Source organism: Rickettsiella endosymbiont of Dermanyssus gallinae, assembly GCF_019285595.1.
Taxonomy (GTDB): Bacteria; Pseudomonadota; Gammaproteobacteria; order Diplorickettsiales; family Diplorickettsiaceae; genus Rickettsiella_B.
The window spans coordinates 244,951-264,466 of sequence record NZ_CP079094.1; the positions used below are offsets into that span (position 1 = coordinate 244,951).

The 19,516-nt window shown below is 38.4% G+C and carries 15 protein-coding genes; 9 read left to right on the top strand and 6 right to left on the bottom strand.

Annotated elements, in window-relative coordinates:
- Window positions 1-113: 113 nt before the first annotated feature.
- The 4 genes from hslV (at window position 114) to KX723_RS01285 (ending at window position 2,769) form a co-directional block, all read left to right on the top strand.
- On the top strand, window positions 114-671 hold the full coding sequence (hslV, locus tag KX723_RS01270) for an ATP-dependent protease subunit HslV (protein WP_218814320.1): 558 nt from the start codon (window positions 114-116) through the stop codon (window positions 669-671).
- Between the two features lie 186 nt (window positions 672-857).
- Entirely contained in the window at window positions 858-2,192 is a 1,335-nt protein-coding gene (hslU, locus tag KX723_RS01275; RefSeq protein WP_218814924.1) for an ATP-dependent protease ATPase subunit HslU, read from the top strand.
- Between the two features lie 3 nt (window positions 2,193-2,195).
- Window positions 2,196-2,558, top strand: coding sequence for a gamma-butyrobetaine hydroxylase family protein (locus KX723_RS01280; RefSeq protein WP_218814321.1), 363 nt, complete (start codon window positions 2,196-2,198; stop codon window positions 2,556-2,558).
- Window positions 2,559-2,598: 40 nt separating this feature from the next.
- Window positions 2,599-2,769, top strand: coding sequence for a hypothetical protein (locus KX723_RS01285; RefSeq protein ID WP_218813323.1), 171 nt, complete (start codon window positions 2,599-2,601; stop codon window positions 2,767-2,769).
- A 67-nt stretch (window positions 2,770-2,836) separates the two neighbouring features.
- Here KX723_RS01285 and KX723_RS01290 read toward each other — a convergent pair whose 3' ends face one another.
- The 3 genes from KX723_RS01290 to rsmI are packed head-to-tail and all read right to left on the bottom strand — an operon-like array spanning window position 2,837 to window position 5,250.
- The gene (locus tag KX723_RS01290; protein ID WP_218814322.1) at window positions 2,837-3,127 is read right to left on the bottom strand and encodes a hypothetical protein; all 291 of its coding nucleotides are present in this window, start codon (window positions 3,125-3,127) and stop codon (window positions 2,837-2,839) included.
- A gap of 58 nt (window positions 3,128-3,185) precedes the next feature.
- Window positions 3,186-4,403 (bottom strand): tyrosine--tRNA ligase, encoded by a 1,218-nt coding sequence (gene tyrS / locus KX723_RS01295; RefSeq protein ID WP_218814323.1) that lies wholly within the window; start codon window positions 4,401-4,403, stop codon window positions 3,186-3,188.
- Window positions 4,393-5,250: a 16S rRNA (cytidine(1402)-2'-O)-methyltransferase gene (rsmI, locus tag KX723_RS01300; RefSeq protein WP_218814324.1), complete on the bottom strand. Its 858-nt coding sequence runs from the start codon at window positions 5,248-5,250 to the stop codon at window positions 4,393-4,395. The genes tyrS and rsmI overlap by 11 nt, the downstream gene beginning before the upstream one ends.
- 82 nt (window positions 5,251-5,332) lie before the next feature.
- On the opposite strand from rsmI, the gene KX723_RS01305 reads away from it, so the two are divergent.
- From KX723_RS01305 to KX723_RS01320, 4 genes are all read left to right on the top strand, one after another.
- On the top strand, window positions 5,333-6,694 hold the full coding sequence (locus tag KX723_RS01305; protein WP_246562479.1) for an amino acid permease: 1,362 nt from the start codon (window positions 5,333-5,335) through the stop codon (window positions 6,692-6,694).
- 9 nt (window positions 6,695-6,703) lie between these two features.
- Window positions 6,704-9,700, top strand: a complete 2,997-nt coding sequence (locus KX723_RS01310; RefSeq protein ID WP_218814325.1) for a mechanosensitive ion channel domain-containing protein — start codon at window positions 6,704-6,706, stop codon at window positions 9,698-9,700.
- A gap of 14 nt (window positions 9,701-9,714) precedes the next feature.
- Window positions 9,715-10,782, top strand: a complete 1,068-nt coding sequence (locus tag KX723_RS01315; RefSeq protein WP_246562480.1) for an undecaprenyldiphospho-muramoylpentapeptide beta-N-acetylglucosaminyltransferase — start codon at window positions 9,715-9,717, stop codon at window positions 10,780-10,782.
- A 256-nt stretch (window positions 10,783-11,038) separates the two neighbouring features.
- Window positions 11,039-12,577 (top strand): hybrid sensor histidine kinase/response regulator, encoded by a 1,539-nt coding sequence (locus tag KX723_RS01320; protein WP_218814327.1) that lies wholly within the window; start codon window positions 11,039-11,041, stop codon window positions 12,575-12,577.
- Between the two features lie 12 nt (window positions 12,578-12,589).
- On the opposite strand, the gene KX723_RS01325 is transcribed toward KX723_RS01320, so the two are convergent.
- The 3 genes from KX723_RS01325 to KX723_RS01335 form a co-directional block, all read right to left on the bottom strand.
- Window positions 12,590-15,013, bottom strand: a complete 2,424-nt coding sequence (locus KX723_RS01325; RefSeq protein ID WP_218814328.1) for a translocation/assembly module TamB domain-containing protein — start codon at window positions 15,011-15,013, stop codon at window positions 12,590-12,592.
- A complete protein-coding gene (locus KX723_RS01330; RefSeq protein ID WP_218814329.1) occupies window positions 15,010-16,749 on the bottom strand; it encodes an autotransporter assembly complex protein TamA in 1,740 nt (579 codons plus the stop codon). Before KX723_RS01330 ends, KX723_RS01325 begins: the two co-directional genes overlap by 4 nt.
- Before the next feature lie 171 nt (window positions 16,750-16,920).
- Window positions 16,921-18,078 carry a hypothetical protein gene (locus tag KX723_RS01335; RefSeq protein ID WP_218814330.1) on the bottom strand — a complete coding sequence of 386 codons (1,158 nt, stop codon included), beginning with the start codon at window positions 18,076-18,078 and terminating at the stop codon, window positions 16,921-16,923.
- Between the two features lie 207 nt (window positions 18,079-18,285).
- Here KX723_RS01335 and KX723_RS01340 point away from each other — a divergent pair, with 207 nt between their 5' ends.
- On the top strand, window positions 18,286-19,500 hold the full coding sequence (locus KX723_RS01340; RefSeq protein ID WP_218814331.1) for a D-alanyl-D-alanine carboxypeptidase family protein: 1,215 nt from the start codon (window positions 18,286-18,288) through the stop codon (window positions 19,498-19,500).
- The last annotated feature ends 16 nt before the right edge of the window (window positions 19,501-19,516 follow it).

Below are 19,516 nucleotides of genomic sequence, written 5' to 3' on the forward strand. Positions count from 1 at the left end.
GTTGTACCTTCTTTAAAGGGCCTTTTACTAATATTGCAGCGTTGGACTTGAAAAGGCTGCTATAAGTCACCATTAATGGATATTGATATTTCATAAATCTAAAAAGGTAAGCCATGCAAGCTTTACATGGTACAACAATATTATTAGTTAGGCGGAAGGACAAAGTCGTTATCGGTGGAGATGGACAAGTAACATTAGGTAATGCAATTGTTTTAAAAGGGAACGCTAGAAAGGTTCGCAAATTATTTAATGACCAAGTATTAGTTGGATTTGCAGGAGCGACCGCAGACGCGTTCACTCTCTTAGATCTATTCGAAAAAAAGTTACAAAAACACCAAGGTAATTTAGAACGCGCTTCTATTGAGCTGGCTAAGGATTGGCGTTCGGATCGTATATTACGCCGATTGGAAGCGATGCTAGCTGTTGCAGATAGAAAGGAATCATTTTTGTTAAGCGGTACAGGTGATGTTATTAGGCCTGAACATGATTCTATTGCAATTGGTTCTGGTGGAGCCTATGCCCAATCGGCTGCGTTGGCTTTATTACAAAATACCAAATTAAGTGCGCGTGATATTGTTGAAAGGAGCTTAATGATTGCTGCCGATATTTGTGTGTTTACTAACCACCAGCGTACGATTGAAGAAATTGACTCTATTTCCACTAAAAAATAAAAAATGTCTTTTATTATTGACCCAACAATGAAAACTAACCCATTGAATTTATCTGATACATTGACTGAATCGAATGAAACGTCTGAGTTAACGAGGATGGATGCTAATTTTCCTGAAGAAAATTCGAATACATCTACATTGCTTTCAGATGATTCCCTGCCAATAGAACTACATGATCTGACTAAAATGGATATGACACCTAAGCAGATTGTGCAAGAGCTTGATCGTTATATTATTGGGCAAAACGATGCAAAACGGGCCATTGCGATTGCTTTGCGTAATCGTAAGCGTCGTATGCTGCTTACACCTGAATTGCGCGAAGAAGTGACACCTAAAAATATTCTTATGATAGGACCTTCAGGTGTTGGTAAAACTGAAATCGGACGTCGTGCCGCTAAGATCACGGCCTGTCCTTTTTTGAAAGTGGAGGCGACAAAATTTACAGAAGTTGGTTATATCGGCCGTGATGTAGATTCTATTCCTAGAGATTTAGTCGATTCTGCTTTTAAGCATTTACGTGAAGAAGAAATTACTCGATTACAACCACAAGTTTTAGAAGCAGCTGAAAACAAAGTGCTTGATGTTTTTGTACCACCCGTACGGACTGTAGATACCGAAGCGGATGAACTTAAGAAAAAAGAAAAGTCGGTTGCGCGCCGGGTTTTTCGCCAGAAATTGCGAGAAGGATCTTTGGATGACAAAGAAATAGATATAGAACTTGCGGCGCTTCCTATGGGTGTGGAAATCATGGGCCCCCCTGGTATGGAAGAGATGACAAGCCAGTTGCAAAATATGTTGCAGAATATTGGGACTTCGCGTTCAAAGACACGTCGTATGAAGGTAAAGGATGCATTACCAGCTATACAGAAAGAAGAAGCTGGTAAGTTGCTGAATGAAGAAGAAATAAAGCGTAGGGCGATTGAATGGGTGGAGCAATATGGGATTGTATTCATTGATGAAATTGATAAAGTATGTAGGCGCGGCGAAATGAACGGTGCTGATGTCTCACGTGAAGGTGTGCAACGTGATCTATTGCCGCTTATCGAAGGCTGTACTGTTTCTACTAAATATGGGATGGTGAGAACCGATCATATTTTATTTATTGCGGCAGGTGCTTTTCATTTAGCTAAACCATCGGATTTAGTGCCTGAATTACAAGGACGCTTACCTATTCGGGTTGAACTAAAAGCATTAACAGCAGAAGATTTCGAACGTATTTTAGTTGAACCTCAAACTTCTTTAATTGTTCAATATAAAGCTTTGTTGCATACTGAGGAGCTGCTATTGAATTTTGAAGAATCAGCTATCAAACGCATTGCTGAAATTTCCTATGATGTGAATGAAAAAACTGAAAATATTGGTGCACGACGCTTATATACGGTAATGGAGCGTTTGCTTGAGGAAATATCTTTTGAGGCAACTGATTATAAGGATAAATCGATCAACATTGACGTTGACTATGTGAATCAACATTTAGCGGATTTAGCTAACGATGAAGATCGTAGCCATTATATTTTATAAACAATGAACTCTCCTATCCCTCTTGATATTAAACTGTTACAAAAAACTAAAGTTGTAGAGATTCAATTTGATAATGGAGAGAAATTTGTTTTACCTTGCAAATATCTACGTGTGTTTTCTCCTTCAGCCGATGTTAAAGGTCATGGGCAATCGGAAGGAAAATTAATCCCAGGAAAAAAAGAGGTTAATATTATTAATATAGAACCCGTAGGTCATTATGCAGTCAAATTACTATTTGATGACGGTCATAATACAGGACTTTATACCTGGGAAACGCTTTATGATTTAGCCGCACATCAGGATGTTTATTGGCAGCGGTATTTGCAGCGCTTAGAAGCAGCAAATGAGAAACGCGGGTCAACCTAGATTTTTGGAATGCTTCTTTATTAAAAGCGTTTCTCTAACGATGAGACAGGAAAGCATTGTGAAAGCAATGCGAAGTCGAAGAGCCCGCGATAGGCGTGCGTTGACGGGCGAAGCAGGAAACGCATCACGCCGTAAAGTCATTTGTGGGAGGCACGGGCATGAACTCCGAAGGAGTGAGTGCGTGCCGGACGCAGGACGTATCGCGGCCTAATTTCAGTCGCGTCATGCGAACGAATTTCGGGGGCACGATGGCCGAAATTCTTCGGGAGCATAGCGACTCACTTGTGGATGGATTTTATAAGTTTCATACAGGAAAGGATGATTGAAGTTTGGGCAATAGCAGCCCCTAAAACCCATCGAATAAGTTCTGTTTTTAATTCCGCAACCCTAACATCTATTTTGACAGTTATTTCAGCAAGTTTTGTATCTAAGTATTGTGAAGTAATGACTTTACTGACGACAGCTTCAGAAAGTAATTGGGCATGTGTTTCTGCCTGGGTTCCGGGTACACCGACTTCTTTTAATCTATTAGCGTAAGTCAGTGTGTCAAATACTGCTGTTTCCGCCATACGCGCTACTCCTTTGTTATACTTATTAATTACCCACAGAAAATAATAACATGCCGAGCTACTTTTTGCATTCAGGGTTTTGCAAAATGGTTACTTTGGCGAAACGTCTTTTACCGATTTGGTAAATATGCGTGGTATTGCTATGCAGCATTAATTTTTTATCTTCAATCTTTACCGAATCTATTTTAACAGCGCCTGCGCTGATCGAGCGCAAAGCTTCAGAGGTGCTTGCCGCTAAACCAGCTTGTTTTAATACATTGGCAACAGATAGCGAATCAGTATCAATCGTTAAAGTAATTGCTTTAATATCGGTAGGTAGGGCGCCTGACTTAAATCGTTGTTCAAATTCTTGGTAGGCCATTTCAGCCGCCATTTTGTCGTGGAAGCGCGCTACAATTTCTAGGGCGAGTTCTACTTTAAATTGACGTGGGTTTGCACCTTGTTTCGCTTCCGCTTGCATTTGGTTGATATCAGCCGTAGTTTTATTGAGGGAAAGCAACTCAAAATAACGCCACATCAGCTTGTCAGAGATCGACATGATCTTTCCAAACATTTCCCCGGCTGGTTCATTAATGCCTATATAATTATTGAGTGACTTAGACATTTTTTGTACCCCGTCTAATCCTTCTAAAAGAGGCATCATGATCACGACTTGCGGAGATAGTTGAAAATGCTTTTGTAGTTCTCTCCCCATTAATAAATTAAATTTTTGATCGTTACCGCCTAATTCGATATCAGTTTTTAATACAACTGAGTCATAACCTACGAGTAGAGGATATATAAATTCATGGATAGCAACCGCTTGGTGGTTATGATAACGCTTATGGAAATCGTCACGTTCTAACATTCTGGCAACCGTATAGGTTGAAGCAAGTTTAATCAATTCGGTGACAGAGAGTTTAGATAGCCATTCTGAATTGAAACGTAGTTTGGTTTTTGTGCTATCTAATATTTTATTAAATTGTTGTTGATACGTTTTTGCATTGGCAGAAACTTCTTCCACGGTGAGTGGAGGGCGCGTTGCACTTTTGCCGGAGGGGTCTCCAATCAAGCCCGTAAAATCGCCAATCAAAAAAACCACTTCATGACCTAAGTCCTGTAGCTGACGCATTTTATTAATCAGTACGGTGTGACCTAAATGCAAATCAGGTGCAGTTGGATCAAATCCAGCCTTAATTTGTAAGCACCTTCCTTCTGCTAGTTTCTTCTTTAGTTCATCCACAACAAGTATTTCGGAGGTTCCTCGTTGAATGATTTCAAGTGCGTCAGTTGTCATGGTTTTTACCGGTTAATGCTAATGCCTGCGCATAGAGTTTATTTTTTTTTCCATGGGTTATTTTAGCAGCAAGTGCTGCAGCCTGTTTAATCGGCAGTTCATCTAATAATAGCTTTAAAATTCGTTGTATTTCTAGATCGGAATGCTGAGGTGACTCTTTGTTGCCTTCTACAAGAACCACAAACTCGCCACGCTGTTGATTTTTATCGTTATTGAGCCAAGTTGTTAATTCTTCTAGATTCCCCTCATGGATAGTTTCAAAGGTTTTTGTTAGTTCGCGGGCTAAGACTACAATACGTTGCGCCCCAAAAATAGCTAGCATATCTTCTACTAGATCGAGAATTCGGTGTGGTGCTTCATAGAAAATCAGGGTTCGTGTTTCGTAGCGTAATGCGTCTAATTTTTTTTGCCTGGCGACTTTTTTTTCAGGTAAAAAACCTTCAAAGATAAATTGTTCGCAATTTAATCCAGAAGCACTTAAGGCAGTTATTAAGGCGCAGGGACCAGGGATGGGGATAACAGGAATGTTATGTTGTCGAACTTTTTTTACCAAACGATATCCAGGGTCGCTAATTAAAGGCGTTCCTGCGTCACTGATTAAGGCAATCGTTTGCCCTTTTTTCAATAATTTTTCTAGCAGTTTTTCGCTGCACTCAGATTCATTATGTTCGTGTAAAGAAAGTACAGGCGTGTCAATGGCAAAATGTACGAGCAACTTATGTGAGTGGCGAGTGTCCTCTGCGGCGATGTAGTCAACCGATTTCAGGGTCTCTATCGCGCGTGCGCTCATATCTCCCAGGTTGCCAATGGGCGTGGCAACGATATATAAAGCCGGCGTTTTTAGCATAAACCTTTTCGCAATAGAAGATGAGAGGGGTATAATGGCACACACACTTTATTCTGTGCAAAACCCAGAGGTTAGATAGTATATGGCTGAGCAAGCAAAACAACAAAAATTAGGCTTGTGGATGTTAACAGCCTTAGTGGCTGGAAACATGATAGGGTCAGGCATTTTTTTATTGCCGGCCTCTTTGGCAGAATATGGAAGTATTAGTTTACTTTCTTGGATTGCAACCGCTGGTGGTGCTTTGTTAATAGCGTTAGTGTTTGCTAAGCTAGGTACTGTAATGCCACGGATTGGTGGCCCTTATGCGTATTGTCGGGAGGCATTTGGCGATTTTGCTGGATTTCAAATGGCATATAATTACTGGATTGCACTTTGGGTGGGTAATGCAGCAATAGCAGTTGCGCTCACGGCGTATTTGAGCTTTTTTTTTCCTATACTGGCTAAAAATGCGCTGTTATCGTGCCTGGTCAGTATAAGCCTGGTTTGGTTAATGACCTTGGTTAACTTACTAGGGGTTCGACATGCCGGTATGTTTCAATTATTGACAACTATTTTAAAACTTATTCCCTTGTTGCTTATTGCGTTGGTAGGCGTTTTCTATATACATCCTCACTACTTGGCTGATTTTAATTTAACAGGCAAATCTAATTTTACGGCGTTTAGTGGAGCGGCCACATTAACCTTATGGACTTTCATTGGGTTAGAATCAGCCTCAGTACCGGCGGGTCACGTAGAAAACCCTACCCGTAATATTCCTAGAGCAACAATTTTAGGCGTATTGATTGCAACAGCGGTTTATATTCTTAGCAGTATTGCTGTGATGGGAAGCCTGCCTTTGAGCCAGCTCGCGCATTCTAATGCGCCTTATGCCGATGCAGCCCGTTTAATGTTTGGGCCGATAGGTAGTGTCGTTGTGGCTATAGGTGCCGTTATTTCCTGTTTGGGTGCGTTGAATGGTTGGATTTTATTGCAAGGCCAAATCCCTTTAGCTGCCGCTCAAGATAACCTTTTTCCACGCATTTTTGAAAAAAGATCGGCGAATGGTACGCCGGTTGTGGGTTTAGTTATTTCTAGTGTGTTAATTACGGTGCTGTTGTTAATGACCTTAAGCCATTCTATGGTTAAACAGTTTACTATTATTATTTTGTTAGCCACCTTAGCTTCATTGATCCCTTATTTCTTGACGACGATGTCTGAGCTGGTTATTTTTTTGAAATACCCTGCTTTATTTAAAAAAGGTAAAAAACTATTGGGTTCGGTCATTATTGCTATTTTGGCCGGCGTTTATTCTTTTTGGGCTATTATTGGCTCAGGCGAGCAGACCGTATTTTATGGCACCTTATTATTATTGAGCAGTGTTCCTGTGTATGTTTGGATGAAGTGGCAAGCGCCTGAAGACAAGATAAACTTAAATACAGACGAGCAACCTTTACCTTTACCCTGAGGCGATAGTTTGTATAAGCTAGTTGTTTTATTAATTTTTTTATTTGGTAGTTTTAGTACAACTGCTTTTGCTGAGCTATCTAATCAATCGCCTTTATTGACGTCAGCTCAGCAACAATTAGTTGCCGAGCAAACGCGTAGTCGCTTACTCGCAAAAAAACTACAGGGTTTGCAGGATGAACAAAAAAATCTTTACGCGCAGCCTATAACTCAAAAATCATTAGATAGACTTGATCTGATGATTACGATGGCAAAGGCAGACTTAGAAAGTATCAATTTAACCCTGCAGACTACACAACAATCTACGGATCTCGTTCTCGATTCTATTCGAAATGTACCCGAAAAGTGGCAAAATGTGGATCGAAGTATTCCTGCTACTCAAGCGCAGCAAGCAAATCTACAACAGTATGTGCAGGAACGCCGAGGTTTATTTAAGCTACAACAACAACGAACTAAAACGTTGCAGCAATCACGAGATATTATTCAGCAAACATTGGCTTTTTCTGAAGAATGGAAACGGGATTTACAGAGAAAATATCAACTTCAAGAACAAACAAACCGGGAACAATCCTTAGATGGTTTGGCCGCTCGTTTAGATCAAGAGCAAAAAAAATGGGTTATACGCTTAAACCAATGGAACGAAGAATTAAGAAAAGCTGAGACAACAGGTTTTTTGAATAATACCTCTTACGATCAGATTGAGTTTAATATATTTGAAGCGGAAGAAAGAAATAATTTATTAGAAACAGAGCTTAATACAGCGAAAATAGCGAATAAATTACAAATATTAGAGAATGCTTTTAATCAGAAGCTTCCATTAAGTACGCTCAGTAATTTACAGCATCAAATTGAAAACATTAATGAGCAAACACAGGTTTCAGCAAGCTTATTGCAAAAAAAGCTTAAGTTTTTACAAAGCTATGCGCAGTTAGTGGACAAAGATTTAAAAGGGGAGGGGGTTAATTTAGTTCAGGATAAAACGCAACTTGCGGTTTTACAGTCAATTTCTACAGGTTATCAAGCATTACTTCTCAAAACCAAGCAATTACAAGAACGAGTTAAAGCGCAACAACTGTCAGTAGCGCAACAGTTGAAATTACAACTGGCTAATCGACAGGGGTTACCTGGCTGGAATTTAGGGGCATGGTTTGCATTAGGAAAGACCATTGGCCAAATTCCTGCATTAACACTTGAAAAGTTAGCTGGCCTTTATGATCCCATCATGAGCAAGCTTGAATTAGTATCAGGTTGGCAGTGGTTAATTGGGGTGATTGGGTTTCTGCTATGGTTTGCTTTATGGTTAAAAGTACGTCGTTTTTTAGCGGTAGATAGGGTTCGCTTACAACAACGTAGCCGCGGTTTTTTTTCGGCACAAACAGTGATTGTGGTATTACAACTGTTACAACGTCATTTAACCGGGATTATGTTGTTAGCCGCGTTAATAGGGTTATTGTTTTTATTAAATATACCTCTCAAATTATTCTTTTTAATTATTAGTGTCAGCGTGGTTTGCTTAGGATTCAGTATTGTTATTCAGCTGGCACATATTTTGTTATTAGAAAATACAACCGATGAAAGTGGCCACGACGTCAAATTATATTATCGTCTACGCACCACGCTGTTAATTGGCGGGATTATTACCTTAGCGACTATTTTAGTTAATCAATTGCCGGTTAACTATGAAGTACAAGATCTTTTTGGTCGCTTATTTATGTTTTTTCTTTTGGTGGTTGCTTTGGTATTAATGAAAGGTTGGGAAGTGGTCCCCACCTTATTAGAACCCTATATAGAAAATAAACATGCCTATTTAAAACGGATTATACGTTGGTTAAGTTTTTTAATTCCATTTAGTTTATTAACGAATGCGCTGATTGGCTTAGTGGGTTACGTTGAATTAGCGTGGGCTATTGCGCATTATCAAGGTTTGTTTTTAATAGCGCTTACGGCTTATCTGTTACTCAGAGGGCTTTTAGATGAGCTGATTCGTTGGGCTTCTGAACAATGTATTCGTCGTTTTAGGAATGGTTGGTTGTGGAGTCAGGCTTTATTAAAGCCGTTTCATCAGATTTTAAAACTAGCGTTACTTATATTATCTATTATGGGATTGTTTGAACTGTATGGTTGGGGGGATAGAGTTCCTGTTATTAATACCAATGTGAGCAAATTATTAGGCACTAAATTGTTTGATATTACAAATACGGTAGCAGTAACAGGTTTAACGGTTGTACAGTTAGCGGTTCTCGTGGTTATCTTGATATGGATTGCGCATTGGTCGCGTGAATTTGCTTATCGTTGGTTGTTTGTACATACCAAAGATTTAGGGTTACGTAATAGTTTATCCATTTTCACACAATACACGCTGATTGCTATTGGCATTACCATTGGTTTAAATATTTTGGGATTAACGTGGGCTAATATATCCCTTATTTTTGGGCTTTTTTCTTTAGGGGTTGGTTTAGGATTACGTGATCTATTTAATAACTTTTTTACCGGCATTTTTTTATTATTAGAGCGGCCTGTAAAAGTAGGGGATTGGGTTACAGTAGGTAATTATGATGGGCAAGTTTCCCATATAGGTGCACGTTCTATTACAGTAACTACCGATGATCGTCAGGAGCTATTAGTTCCTAATGCAGATATTTTTAGTAAAAACTTTATCAACTGGACGCATCGCGATAGCGTTGTACGTGCACTAGTAACAGTGAAGTCTAATCGTAATGATAATCCTAATCGGATTAGGGATATTATTTTACAAGTATTAGCAACCGTTCCAAAAATTTTGACCAATCCAAAGCCCGAAGTTTATTTTAAAGAAATTGATAAAGTACTTTTAGAATTTAAAGTCGAATATTATGTGGATTTAAATCATATTAGCTCACGGTCGGGTGTGCGTTCTCAGTTTTTATTTAGTCTGTGGGAACGTTTTTCAAGCGAAGGCATTTTACCGCCTGAAGCACCGCATGACGTGCATATTGCAGGAAAAATAGATCTTCAGCCATCGAGCTAAATCGAATGAAAAAAATGAAAATATTATTCACGGGTGGTGGCTCAGCTGGTCACGTCACGCCGAATTTTCCTTTGATTCAACTGCTTAAGAATAAAGGAGCCACTATTTTTTATGTGGGCTCAAAGCAAGGTATCGAGCGTTCTCTTGTTGCGCCATTAAATATTCCCTATTATTCAGTTACAACGGGTAAGTTACGGCGTTATTGGTCTTGGGAAAATTTTTTAACCCCTTTTCAGCTCGTTTTTGGTATTGCACAAAGTTTTTTACTTTGCCGTAGCCTTAAACCCAATATTATTTTTTCTAAAGGCGGTTTTGTCGCTTTACCTGTTGTCATTGGTGGGTGGTTAAGCCGCATTCCTGTCGTTATTCACGAATCGGATTTAACGCCTGGATTAGCAAATCGTTTAAGTTTTCCTTTTGCTAAACTTATTTGCGTGACATTTCCTGTCACCACTCAATATTTTAAAAATAAAGCTAAGGTATTAGTGACGGGCGTACCCATTCGTGAGTCTTTATATCAGGGTGATCGGAGTAAAGGTTTAAGGTTTTGTGGTTTTAGTGAAGCAAAGCCGGTGTTATTAATTATGGCAGGAGGCTTGGGCTCTGTTGATATTAACAACATGATTCGACGCTTGTTAGTACCTCTAACAAGCAAATTTCAGGTTATCCATCTTTGTGGTAAAGGGAAATTAGGTGAGTATTTCTCAAATGTTCCAGATTATAAGCAGTTTGAATATCTGCAAGAAGAATTGGCAGATGTTTTAGCCAGTGCAGATTTAGTGATTAGCCGAGCGGGCGCCACTTCCATTTATGAGCTTATAGCACTAAAAAAACCACATATTTTATTGCCACTCTCTAAACAAGCCAGTCGTGGCGATCAAATAAAAAACGCGGATTATTTTTCTAAACAAGGATTAAGTGCCGTTTTATATGCAGAAGAATTTTCAGATGAAAAATTTTTACAAACTGCTTTTGATTGTTATGCCGATTTAGAAGTTATAAAAAATAAATTAACCAGTTTTAAACAATCTGATAGTGCCCGTTTAATTGTTGATACGTTAGTAGCGCTTAGCGAGAGTTAGGGCAGAAAGCTTATTTTATTGTTTATTTTTTCATGTATCATATATCGCTTAATGAATAAAATAATAATAAGATCATTAATTATGCCAATTATCGCGAGTTTTAAAGATAATATCGATCCCTCAGCTAAAAATTCAGTTTGTTTGCTCACTGTCATTATCCTAAAAAATTTTTGTTAAAACATCAGAGAATGATGAAAATTATATGCAGCTTTAATCATTAAATAAAATAAATTAATAAAAAGGAGTATAAGAAACTATGCCAACGGAGATTCAGTTTTTAAAAGAAAAAGACTTAAAAGAATATATAGCTAAAATAGATAATAGTATTATTTCTAGCGCAGAGCATATAGATAGTAATGACATTATACCTATAAATAGATTTATTATAGGATGTAATGGTAGTCTCTTATGGGTAAATGAAAGATTATTAAAACTATCTAGCATAGATAATTTATCTACTATTTTAGGTAAAGATGTAAGTATCTTTGGAGAGATGGCTAAAGAGGGATTTAAAAGAGTTTTAGAGATAAAAACTGAGGAAACAGTAGAAGAAGAATATAAGGGAAAACACTACATCACGACCAGAAAGCCTATTTTTGATGAAAATGATCAAATTAAATATGTTATAGGCGCGGCTATTGATATTACCAAACAAAAACAAGCTCATATTGCCAAACAAGTATTTTTGCAAAACGTGGCGCATGATATCAGAACACCACTAGCAGGGATTATAGGTCTTGCCCAGTTACAAAAAATGGGTTTAGATTCGCTGGAAGAAGCAAAAGAACATGGCGAAATGATTCATGATGCAGGTAATCAGCTATTGGAACTACTGAGCGCCGTTGTAAACACCATTGATAGTAAACAGATGACGGATTCAGTGAAGGCAGAACCACTGGATTTATCAGGGCTTGCTAAAGAACTGCATGCGTTGATGGGACCTGCTGTGTATACAAAAGGTTTGAAGTTTCCATTCGCACTTGATCCAAAACTACCGCTTGTTTTCGGTGATCGAATTAAATTAAAACGCGTGTTAATTAATCTAGTATCAAATGCAGTTAAGTTTACTAAAGAGGGTACTATCAGTTTAGCTATTAAGCTGTTATCTATAGAGAATAATCATGCCAACCTAGAAATAAAGGTTTCAGATACAGGTATTGGTATGGCCGAAGATAAATTGGATAAAATATTTGATCGTTTTTACCGCGTCCATCCTGCCCATCTAGAGGAATATAAAGGTTATGGTCTTGGTTTATACCTAGTAAAGGAATCGTTAGATTTATTAGGTGGTGAAATACAGGTAAGCAGTGAAGAAGGAAAGGGAACCTGCTTTAGTTTACAATTTAAGTTTACTTTATCGAATAAAATTCCAGATAAAATAGAAACAGTATTACCATCTATTTCTGAAAGTACCACTAAAACAGGCACTGTTTTGATTGTCGAGGATAATGTCATAGCACGCTATACGCATAAATGCCTATTACAGAAAGAAGGCTATGCGGTAAGCGAAACGATTGATGGTAAAGCCACATTGGAAGCTTTAAAAAAGGGTACTTTTGTATGGGCATTGCTAGATATTGGTTTACTTGAGTTAACAGGTAGCGAAGTATGCAAAGAATATCGTCAATGGGAAAAAGAAAATAACAAACCGCACTTACCCGTTTTTGTACTGACAGGTCACGGTGTAGAAGAGGTGGAAGAAGAATGTAAAGAAGCGGGTATCGATCGTGTTTTCACAAAACCCTTGACCAATAAAATCATGCAGGACATTGAAGCTTTTATTAAGGCTAGTTGATTAGAGCGTATCTTAATTTTTTTCTAATTTATAAAGTAAATCAATTCCATTCGCAAAGTTACTATTGGTGCTTTGCAATGAGAAATTCTTATTGAGTAAATAATTGATTTGTAGAACACTAATGGGATCAAGTAATCCTAAACTATAAGAAACATTCAGGCGTGGCGAGAAGCTTTTACCAATAATTAAAGAAGTATTTTGTTGTAGCTTATTAGTATTGGGATTAAAGATTGGATTAACGCCGATCGTTAATTGATCAATACCCATTTTCTTCTGCGCTTTGTTAATCAAGTGGCCAACACCCGTTTTTTCTCCGCCGGCCTGTGTGGCAGCACCGAGCAATAATTGCATACTAGCCGCACTAAGCTGATCGCTCGGTTGGCCAGTGACTAAGTAAGAGAGGATTTCTAATTGAGAAGTGATGGCATTGGTAGGGTTGGCATATAGCGTAATTTTAGGATTCTCAAGATAGCCTTGTAGACGTACACCTACCGTTGCTTGAATAGGTTGTGTTGTTTGTAATGCGGATGAGATAAAACTAGAAGATCCTAACTTTGATTTTGGTGCCCCTGAATTATTTGCAGTGCTAATTTTAGGTAAAACCCATACATTTTTATTAGCAGTAACATCGATGTTGGGGTTATCGATAGGGCTATTGGCGAAGCTTAGTAATGAATGTGGTTGTAGTTTTAAGCTTTGGCCATAATAAGTATATTCCCCTTCGGTGAGAGATAGTACACCGGTTGCTAAAATGGGATGATCGCTGGTTTGATTAATATCTAAATTTCCTGTGATTTTAGTGCGTAGTCCTTGATAATTAAATTGAATGTCATCTCCCAATTGTAATTTAATATTATTTTTATAGGTAAATGGAAGAGAGGCAGTTTCTTTTTTATGATTAACAAATACCACATCATTTGATAGTTCATGGCCATTAAAAGTATTGTCATTAATTTTAATGAGGGCTTTTGGAAAAGCGATAAGGCCCGTTGCTTCAATACGCTGTGTATTCGCTTGTATTTGCAATGAAGGCGAAGCAGTAATTTTAAATTCTCTTGTATGGCTAATTTCCAGGTTATTTCCTTGTAAAGTGATAAGGCTAGGAAACTCGGGCTGATTTAGCTGTGTTTTTGATTGGAATGTCAATGTGCCTTTTCCAGAGTCTAATCGTCCGGATCCTTGCAGTACATTTTTATCGGTATGCAATACAAGATTCATGTTTTTCAAATAAAGGCCTAGCAACGGTATTTGTGTACTTGTATTTTTTAAATTGAGCTCTCCATTTATAGAGGGTGAGAATAGAAGACCAGATAAATTAAGTTGTGTATTTAGAGCACCTTGTGGATTTTTTACAGCAGGAATAAAAGTAGAGAAATAGTTTAAATTTTTTAATGTGAGTTGAATGTTTGCTTTTATTGTCTGCTTTGGATTTATCTCAAGGGAATATTTGTAATGCGGGAGTTGGATATATGCACTGAGTTGATCGGCAACACTAGGATTTGTTATCAAGCTTGCGGCTAAGCCTTCCGGAGTTAATTTTGCCGTTATTTGGCTAGAAGGTATATTTAGATTGTGCGTTACAAGGGTTTCATCTTTTCGCGAGAGCTTAAAGCCGGATAAATTTCCCTGCAAAGAAAAAGGTTGTAAGCTTCCGTTGAGGCTTATATGAACGGGATTTAAAGAAAAGGTATTATTTTTAAATTGAACAGCTTTTAGGTCTAACAGCCATTTTTTGCTGTCCAGGCTATCTAAATCAAATGATCCTTGAATTTGGTTTAATTGCCAATCTAAATAACTTAGATTGGTTTTTAGAAGGGAAAGATAAAAATGAGGTGATGAGTAATTCCCATTTATTTGCCCTTGTAAAAAAAGTTGGCCTTTACTATCTGAAAGAAGGCTTGCTAATTGTGGGATAGTTAATTGCCAATTAAAATTCCATTGTTTATGTAACGAACCATCTAAGCTTAAAGTATTAGCACCATAGCGCAAGATGGATTGTTTAATATCCATTGAGTTTAGATGAATATGTTTAAAAAATGTGGGTAGTTGGAAATCATTTATAGTTGTTTCAGATGCCGCGCTGTCTTTTTGTTTTTCTTGTTCTTTGATAGCTAAAATAAGCTTATCAATCGATAACGAAGCTATACTGAATTGGCCATGTAGTAAGGCGCTCCAATGCCAATCAAATTGAACAGATGAAATAGTAAGTGTTGTGTCCGCGTCCTTATAACTTAAATCTTTTATCTGAATAGGACCAAGTAAGCGGCCGTTTAGTTCCGTGATTTTTAAAGTTCCGGGTAACCAGTGTCGGGTTAATTGACTGGCTATTTCTAAACCCTTTTGTGTGGTTACCGCTAAATAACCTAGGCTTAAAAAAAACAACGTTATGCTATAGAAGATAATCCAACGTAAAGAAGAAAATTTTCTTATTGTCATAATAAATCAATTCCCATGCTGAATTGTAATCGTACTAGATGATTAGGCAGATCCAGCGCTTTTCCTAGTGTTAACTCCATAGGACCAAGTGGGGAAATCCATACGACACCGATACCGGCGCCTTTTTGTAGATTAATCGGAAAATTATTAACAGCAGTACCCATATCAAAGAATGCTGCAGCGTAGAAATTATTAACAATTTTATGTTGATACTCAGCACTACCCACCATTAAGTAACGCCCAGGACCTAATGCTTGATAGTCATAGCCACGGACACTTAGGCTACCCCCGGCATAAAAAAGTAGAGAAGGAGGAAAGTTAGTAGGATTGGGCGTTATGGTATAGCCGAGATCACTGCGCAAGATCACACGGCTATTTTCATTCCAACTTAGAATATATTTCGTTTGTAGCTGGGTTTGTAAAAAACTAGCGCTTGATAATAGACTTTTATCAGCACCTTGTACCCTTAGGTTGATACGGTAGCCATGCAAGGCATAGAGCGGGTTATCAAATTTGCTACGAGAAAAAGTAATACCTGGCGTGAGTAAGTGCGAAATCTTGCTTGGACGATCAGTGCAATTGAAGCGTTCAATTTGGTAGTTTAAAAATAAATTACGTTGCCAACCTTTCCATTGATGGCTGCTTCCTACTCCGATTTGCTGTGTTGTGCTATCCACTTTAGAAAGTTGTTTGCGAACGATAGCGAAATTAATATTATAGTTATCAGTATTAGGTTGCTTTCCAGGAATGCTATAAGTCGTTTGTAGACTGTTTTGTACCTTCGATAATTGGCTCATAATACTTAACTTATGGCCAAATTGATTGAGATAGCGAGACTCCCAACCTAGCGTTCCTCTTACGCCAACATCGGTGCTATATCCTATTCCTGCGGTGTATTGTTGCGGCGGGCGTGGCGTTAATTTAAAGAGTATAGGTATCTGCTGGCTTTGTTTTTTGCTTGTAAGATCATTAATAGAAATATGTCGAAAATAGCCGCTTCGATTGAGGTTATCTTGAAGTTTTAACAGCTGTTCAGATGAATAAGGATCGCCGCTTTTAAAAGGAATATAGTGTCTTAAAAAGCTATCTTTGAGGATGGTTTGTTCAAAGCTAATGGGGCCAAAATAGTAACGCGGACCTGTATCCAGCACTAAATCAATATTAGCTATATAGGACTGCCGGTTGATTAAAACACGGTGTTGACTGAAATAAGCAGATAAATAACCTTCAGCAATAGCGGTGCTCAATAACTTTTGTTTTGTTTGCTCATAACGTTCACTTAAAAAACTATCGCCTTGATGGAGGGGGAGTTGATCCATTAACGTTTTTAATGCCGCATTATTAGCGCCTTCACCTTGAATAGACGCGTTTAGCTGAGTGATTTTTAATAAGGGCCCTGGATTAATCGTATAAATAGCCTGCCAGGTTTTATTTTGGTACAGAAGTTTTGAGTGGATTGAAGGCTTAAAATAGCCGTAAGGGGTGAGGGCTTGCTGAATTTCAGCAGGGGCGTGCTGCTCATTCCATACCTGAATAACATTGGAGGTTAAAGGCGGCGTTAACGCTTCTAGGCTATGCGCTAAACGGGCTTTAACTAGTGTCGTTAAAGCCGGCTCTAGGCCCTGTATTTGATAAGCAACAGGGGGTGGTGAGGAGGACTCGGCACTCCCCTTTAAGGCATAGAGTGCCCCCGTGATCGCAAGTATAGCGATAATGAATTTTCTTATTTTTATCATACTAGGTTTAATACCTAATATGTGATTATAAGTAAAGAGGGATAGCTTATAAAGTGGGTGGAATTGTCAGTTTTTCCACCCTGTGGGCGACGGACTAATTCCTCATGAAGAAGAGTACCTTTTAAGCGTTACTCTTCTTTTCATTCATCACAGACGTTTGGTGAATAGGGATTAAACAGGTGAGTTAATATGAGTATTCGTAGGAGGAAGCTCAGAAGATTCCTTATAGTGATTAACAAATACTTTAAGGGCATCCACAATATCCCCTACATCGCCCTTAGCACGGAAAAAAGATTGAAAGACCTTTCCTTGTGCATTCGACAAAGCGTGGTTTATATCGTTAATAAATTCTGAGTTATCAAGCTTGGGTTCAAATACGGATAACGGTTCTAAAACACTCTGTAAGAACTCTTGTTTAGCTTGCCGCTTTGGATTTTCGGGCCAAAAAAACTCTCGGGACTTATTACGGTTATGGCTTATCTGATCGTTGAGTTCTGCTTTTTTATTTGTAATTTGCTCTACAAGGAAGTCCTTCTCTTTCTTAAAATCATCACCCCTTATTTCTTCAGACCGAAATTTACGGTAGTAATATCCTTTTATTACAGGCATGGTTGCTTCAGATAAGCTTAAGTCAGACAAAGTTGAATCAGACAAGGTTGACTCAGTCATATTAACTACTGGGGATGTTGTTGGGTTAACTATAGGCTGTTTGAAGTATCTGTATACGCTATAAGTAGTTGTTAACATCAGCATGACCGCCGTACCTATTCCTGCAATCGCTAAAATAGGTGCGGATAGTAAAGGGAAAAAAATCAGCGTCGTGATAATACCAGATAGAAAAATAGCGCCTATTAAGCTTGAAACTCCATTATTAATCATATTGTTTTTATAAAGCGCTTTAAGCTTTAGGTGTGAAGGTGAGTTTTCCGGTGCTTTCCGCCAGTGGTAGGCATTATAAAGACCTAATCCCGCATGGTAAATTATCCCCGAGCTTACTACAGTGAGAAACAAACTCTGGACCATAATCACGCTAAGCCCAGCAAAAACAGCCGTAAAAACTAAAGCAGTTTTTGTAGGTACATAAATTAAGTCAAATGTTCTACCGAGGTTTTTATTTTTAGCCTTACCAAAGCTAAGTAGAGCAATTAAGCTGGCTATTGCATCAGGGGCAATGGCAATAGGGAAGAGGATAGCGTGGAGCCCACGTTCAAAAATTATTCGGATACCTCCAATATTGGAGGTAAAAGTAAAGATACTACTGAAGAGTCCAGCCTGAATAAACTGATTAAATAGGCCTGCTCTTTCTAAATATTTCTTACGCACACGCATAGGTAAGCTCCTTTTACTTATGTAATTTATACCATTTATCGGCAGATAATATCATATAAAGGTATTTTTTTAGTAAAATACCTTTATATGATTGTTTCGTGAGTTGCTTGTGAAAGTGTCTAACCCTTGCAGTATCTTGTGAAGTCATTACAATAACTTCAATCTAGCCATTCATATTTTTATTAAACTCTATAAGGCGTCCTATTTATGTTTAAGATGCGTTCTTTCGCCCCCCTTGTTATGGGCTTAATCCTTACGTTATTTATGCCCATTGTTAAAGCCGATCCGATTATTCCTATTACGGCGCCTGGTACTATCAATACAACACCGCAGCAACCCACATTAACGCCCATTCCGCCTAACATAAATGCAAAGGCTTATTTGTTAATGGATGCGTATAGCGGGAGTATTTTGGCCAGCGGTAATATTGATCAGAGAGTATCTCCTGCTAGTTTAACGAAAATGATGACTTCTTATGTCATTTCTATGGCTTTAAAAGAAGGGCGCATTCATCCTGAGGAGTTAGTGACTATTAGTGAAGCCGCTTGGAAAACAGGCGGTTCAAAGATGTTTGTTAAAGTGGGTGATAAAGTGCCTGTTGGTCAATTGATGCAAGGGATTATTGTTGATTCCGGTAATGATGCTTGTGTCGCAATGGCAGAGTATGTAGCAGGTAGTCAGGAAGCTTTTGTGAGTCTCATGAATCAAGCGGCTGCTCGGCTAGGGATGAATCATACGCATTTTATGGATGTAGATGGTTTGCCGGATGCTAACCATTATTCTACTGCGCATGATATGGGTATTTTGGCTCGAGCACTTATTCTGGATTTCCCAGAAGATTATAAATGGTATTCGCAAAAATGGTTTTCCTATAATGGCATTAAACAACCTAATCGTAATCGCTTATTATGGCGCGATGCCAATGTGGATGGTATTAAAACCGGACATACCAATGAAGCTGGTTTTTGCCTAGCGGCGTCTGGACAGAAAAACAATATGCGTTTAATCACTATTGTGATGGGCGCTCCATCGGATGAAATGCGTGCGCAAGATAGCCAAAAGTTATTGACCTATGGATTTCGTTTTTTTGAGTCACAAAAGCTTTATAGCGCGAATACGAAATTAGCGACACCACGTGTTTGGTTTGGAGAGAGTTCTCAAGTCAATGTAGGTCTGGCGCAAGATTTATATGCCACTTTGCCTACAGGGCAAAACAAAGCGCCTACCACTAAAATGGTCTTTACATCTAATTTAATAGCGCCTATTAAAAAAGGTGATGTAGTAGGGCAAATTAATGTGGTATTAAATGATAAGCCTATTGCAACCGTTCCTCTTGTTGCCCTAGAGAATTTATCTAAGGGCGGGTTATGGCGTAGCTTAGTTGACCACACAAGTCTGTGGTTTCACAAAGCAAAAGCGTAAGTTTCAGCTATGTTAG

Coding starts and splice junctions, on each gene's coding strand:
- hslV (WP_218814320.1), top strand. CDS start 114: ATGCAAGCTTTACATGGTACAACAATATTATTAGTTAGGCGGAAGGAC.
- hslU (WP_218814924.1), top strand. CDS start 858: ATGGATATGACACCTAAGCAGATTGTGCAAGAGCTTGATCGTTATATT.
- KX723_RS01280 (WP_218814321.1), top strand. CDS start 2,196: ATGAACTCTCCTATCCCTCTTGATATTAAACTGTTACAAAAAACTAAA.
- KX723_RS01285 (WP_218813323.1), top strand. CDS start 2,599: ATGAGACAGGAAAGCATTGTGAAAGCAATGCGAAGTCGAAGAGCCCGC.
- KX723_RS01290 (WP_218814322.1), bottom strand. CDS start 3,127: ATGGCGGAAACAGCAGTATTTGACACACTGACTTACGCTAATAGATTA.
- tyrS (WP_218814323.1), bottom strand. CDS start 4,403: ATGACAACTGACGCACTTGAAATCATTCAACGAGGAACCTCCGAAATA.
- rsmI (WP_218814324.1), bottom strand. CDS start 5,250: ATGCTAAAAACGCCGGCTTTATATATCGTTGCCACGCCCATTGGCAAC.
- KX723_RS01305 (WP_246562479.1), top strand. CDS start 5,333: ATGGCTGAGCAAGCAAAACAACAAAAATTAGGCTTGTGGATGTTAACA.
- KX723_RS01315 (WP_246562480.1), top strand. CDS start 9,715: ATGAAAATATTATTCACGGGTGGTGGCTCAGCTGGTCACGTCACGCCG.
- KX723_RS01320 (WP_218814327.1), top strand. CDS start 11,039: ATGCCAACGGAGATTCAGTTTTTAAAAGAAAAAGACTTAAAAGAATAT.
- KX723_RS01325 (WP_218814328.1), bottom strand. CDS start 15,013: ATGACAATAAGAAAATTTTCTTCTTTACGTTGGATTATCTTCTATAGC.
- KX723_RS01330 (WP_218814329.1), bottom strand. CDS start 16,749: ATGATAAAAATAAGAAAATTCATTATCGCTATACTTGCGATCACGGGG.
- KX723_RS01335 (WP_218814330.1), bottom strand. CDS start 18,078: ATGCGTGTGCGTAAGAAATATTTAGAAAGAGCAGGCCTATTTAATCAG.
- KX723_RS01340 (WP_218814331.1), top strand. CDS start 18,286: ATGTTTAAGATGCGTTCTTTCGCCCCCCTTGTTATGGGCTTAATCCTT.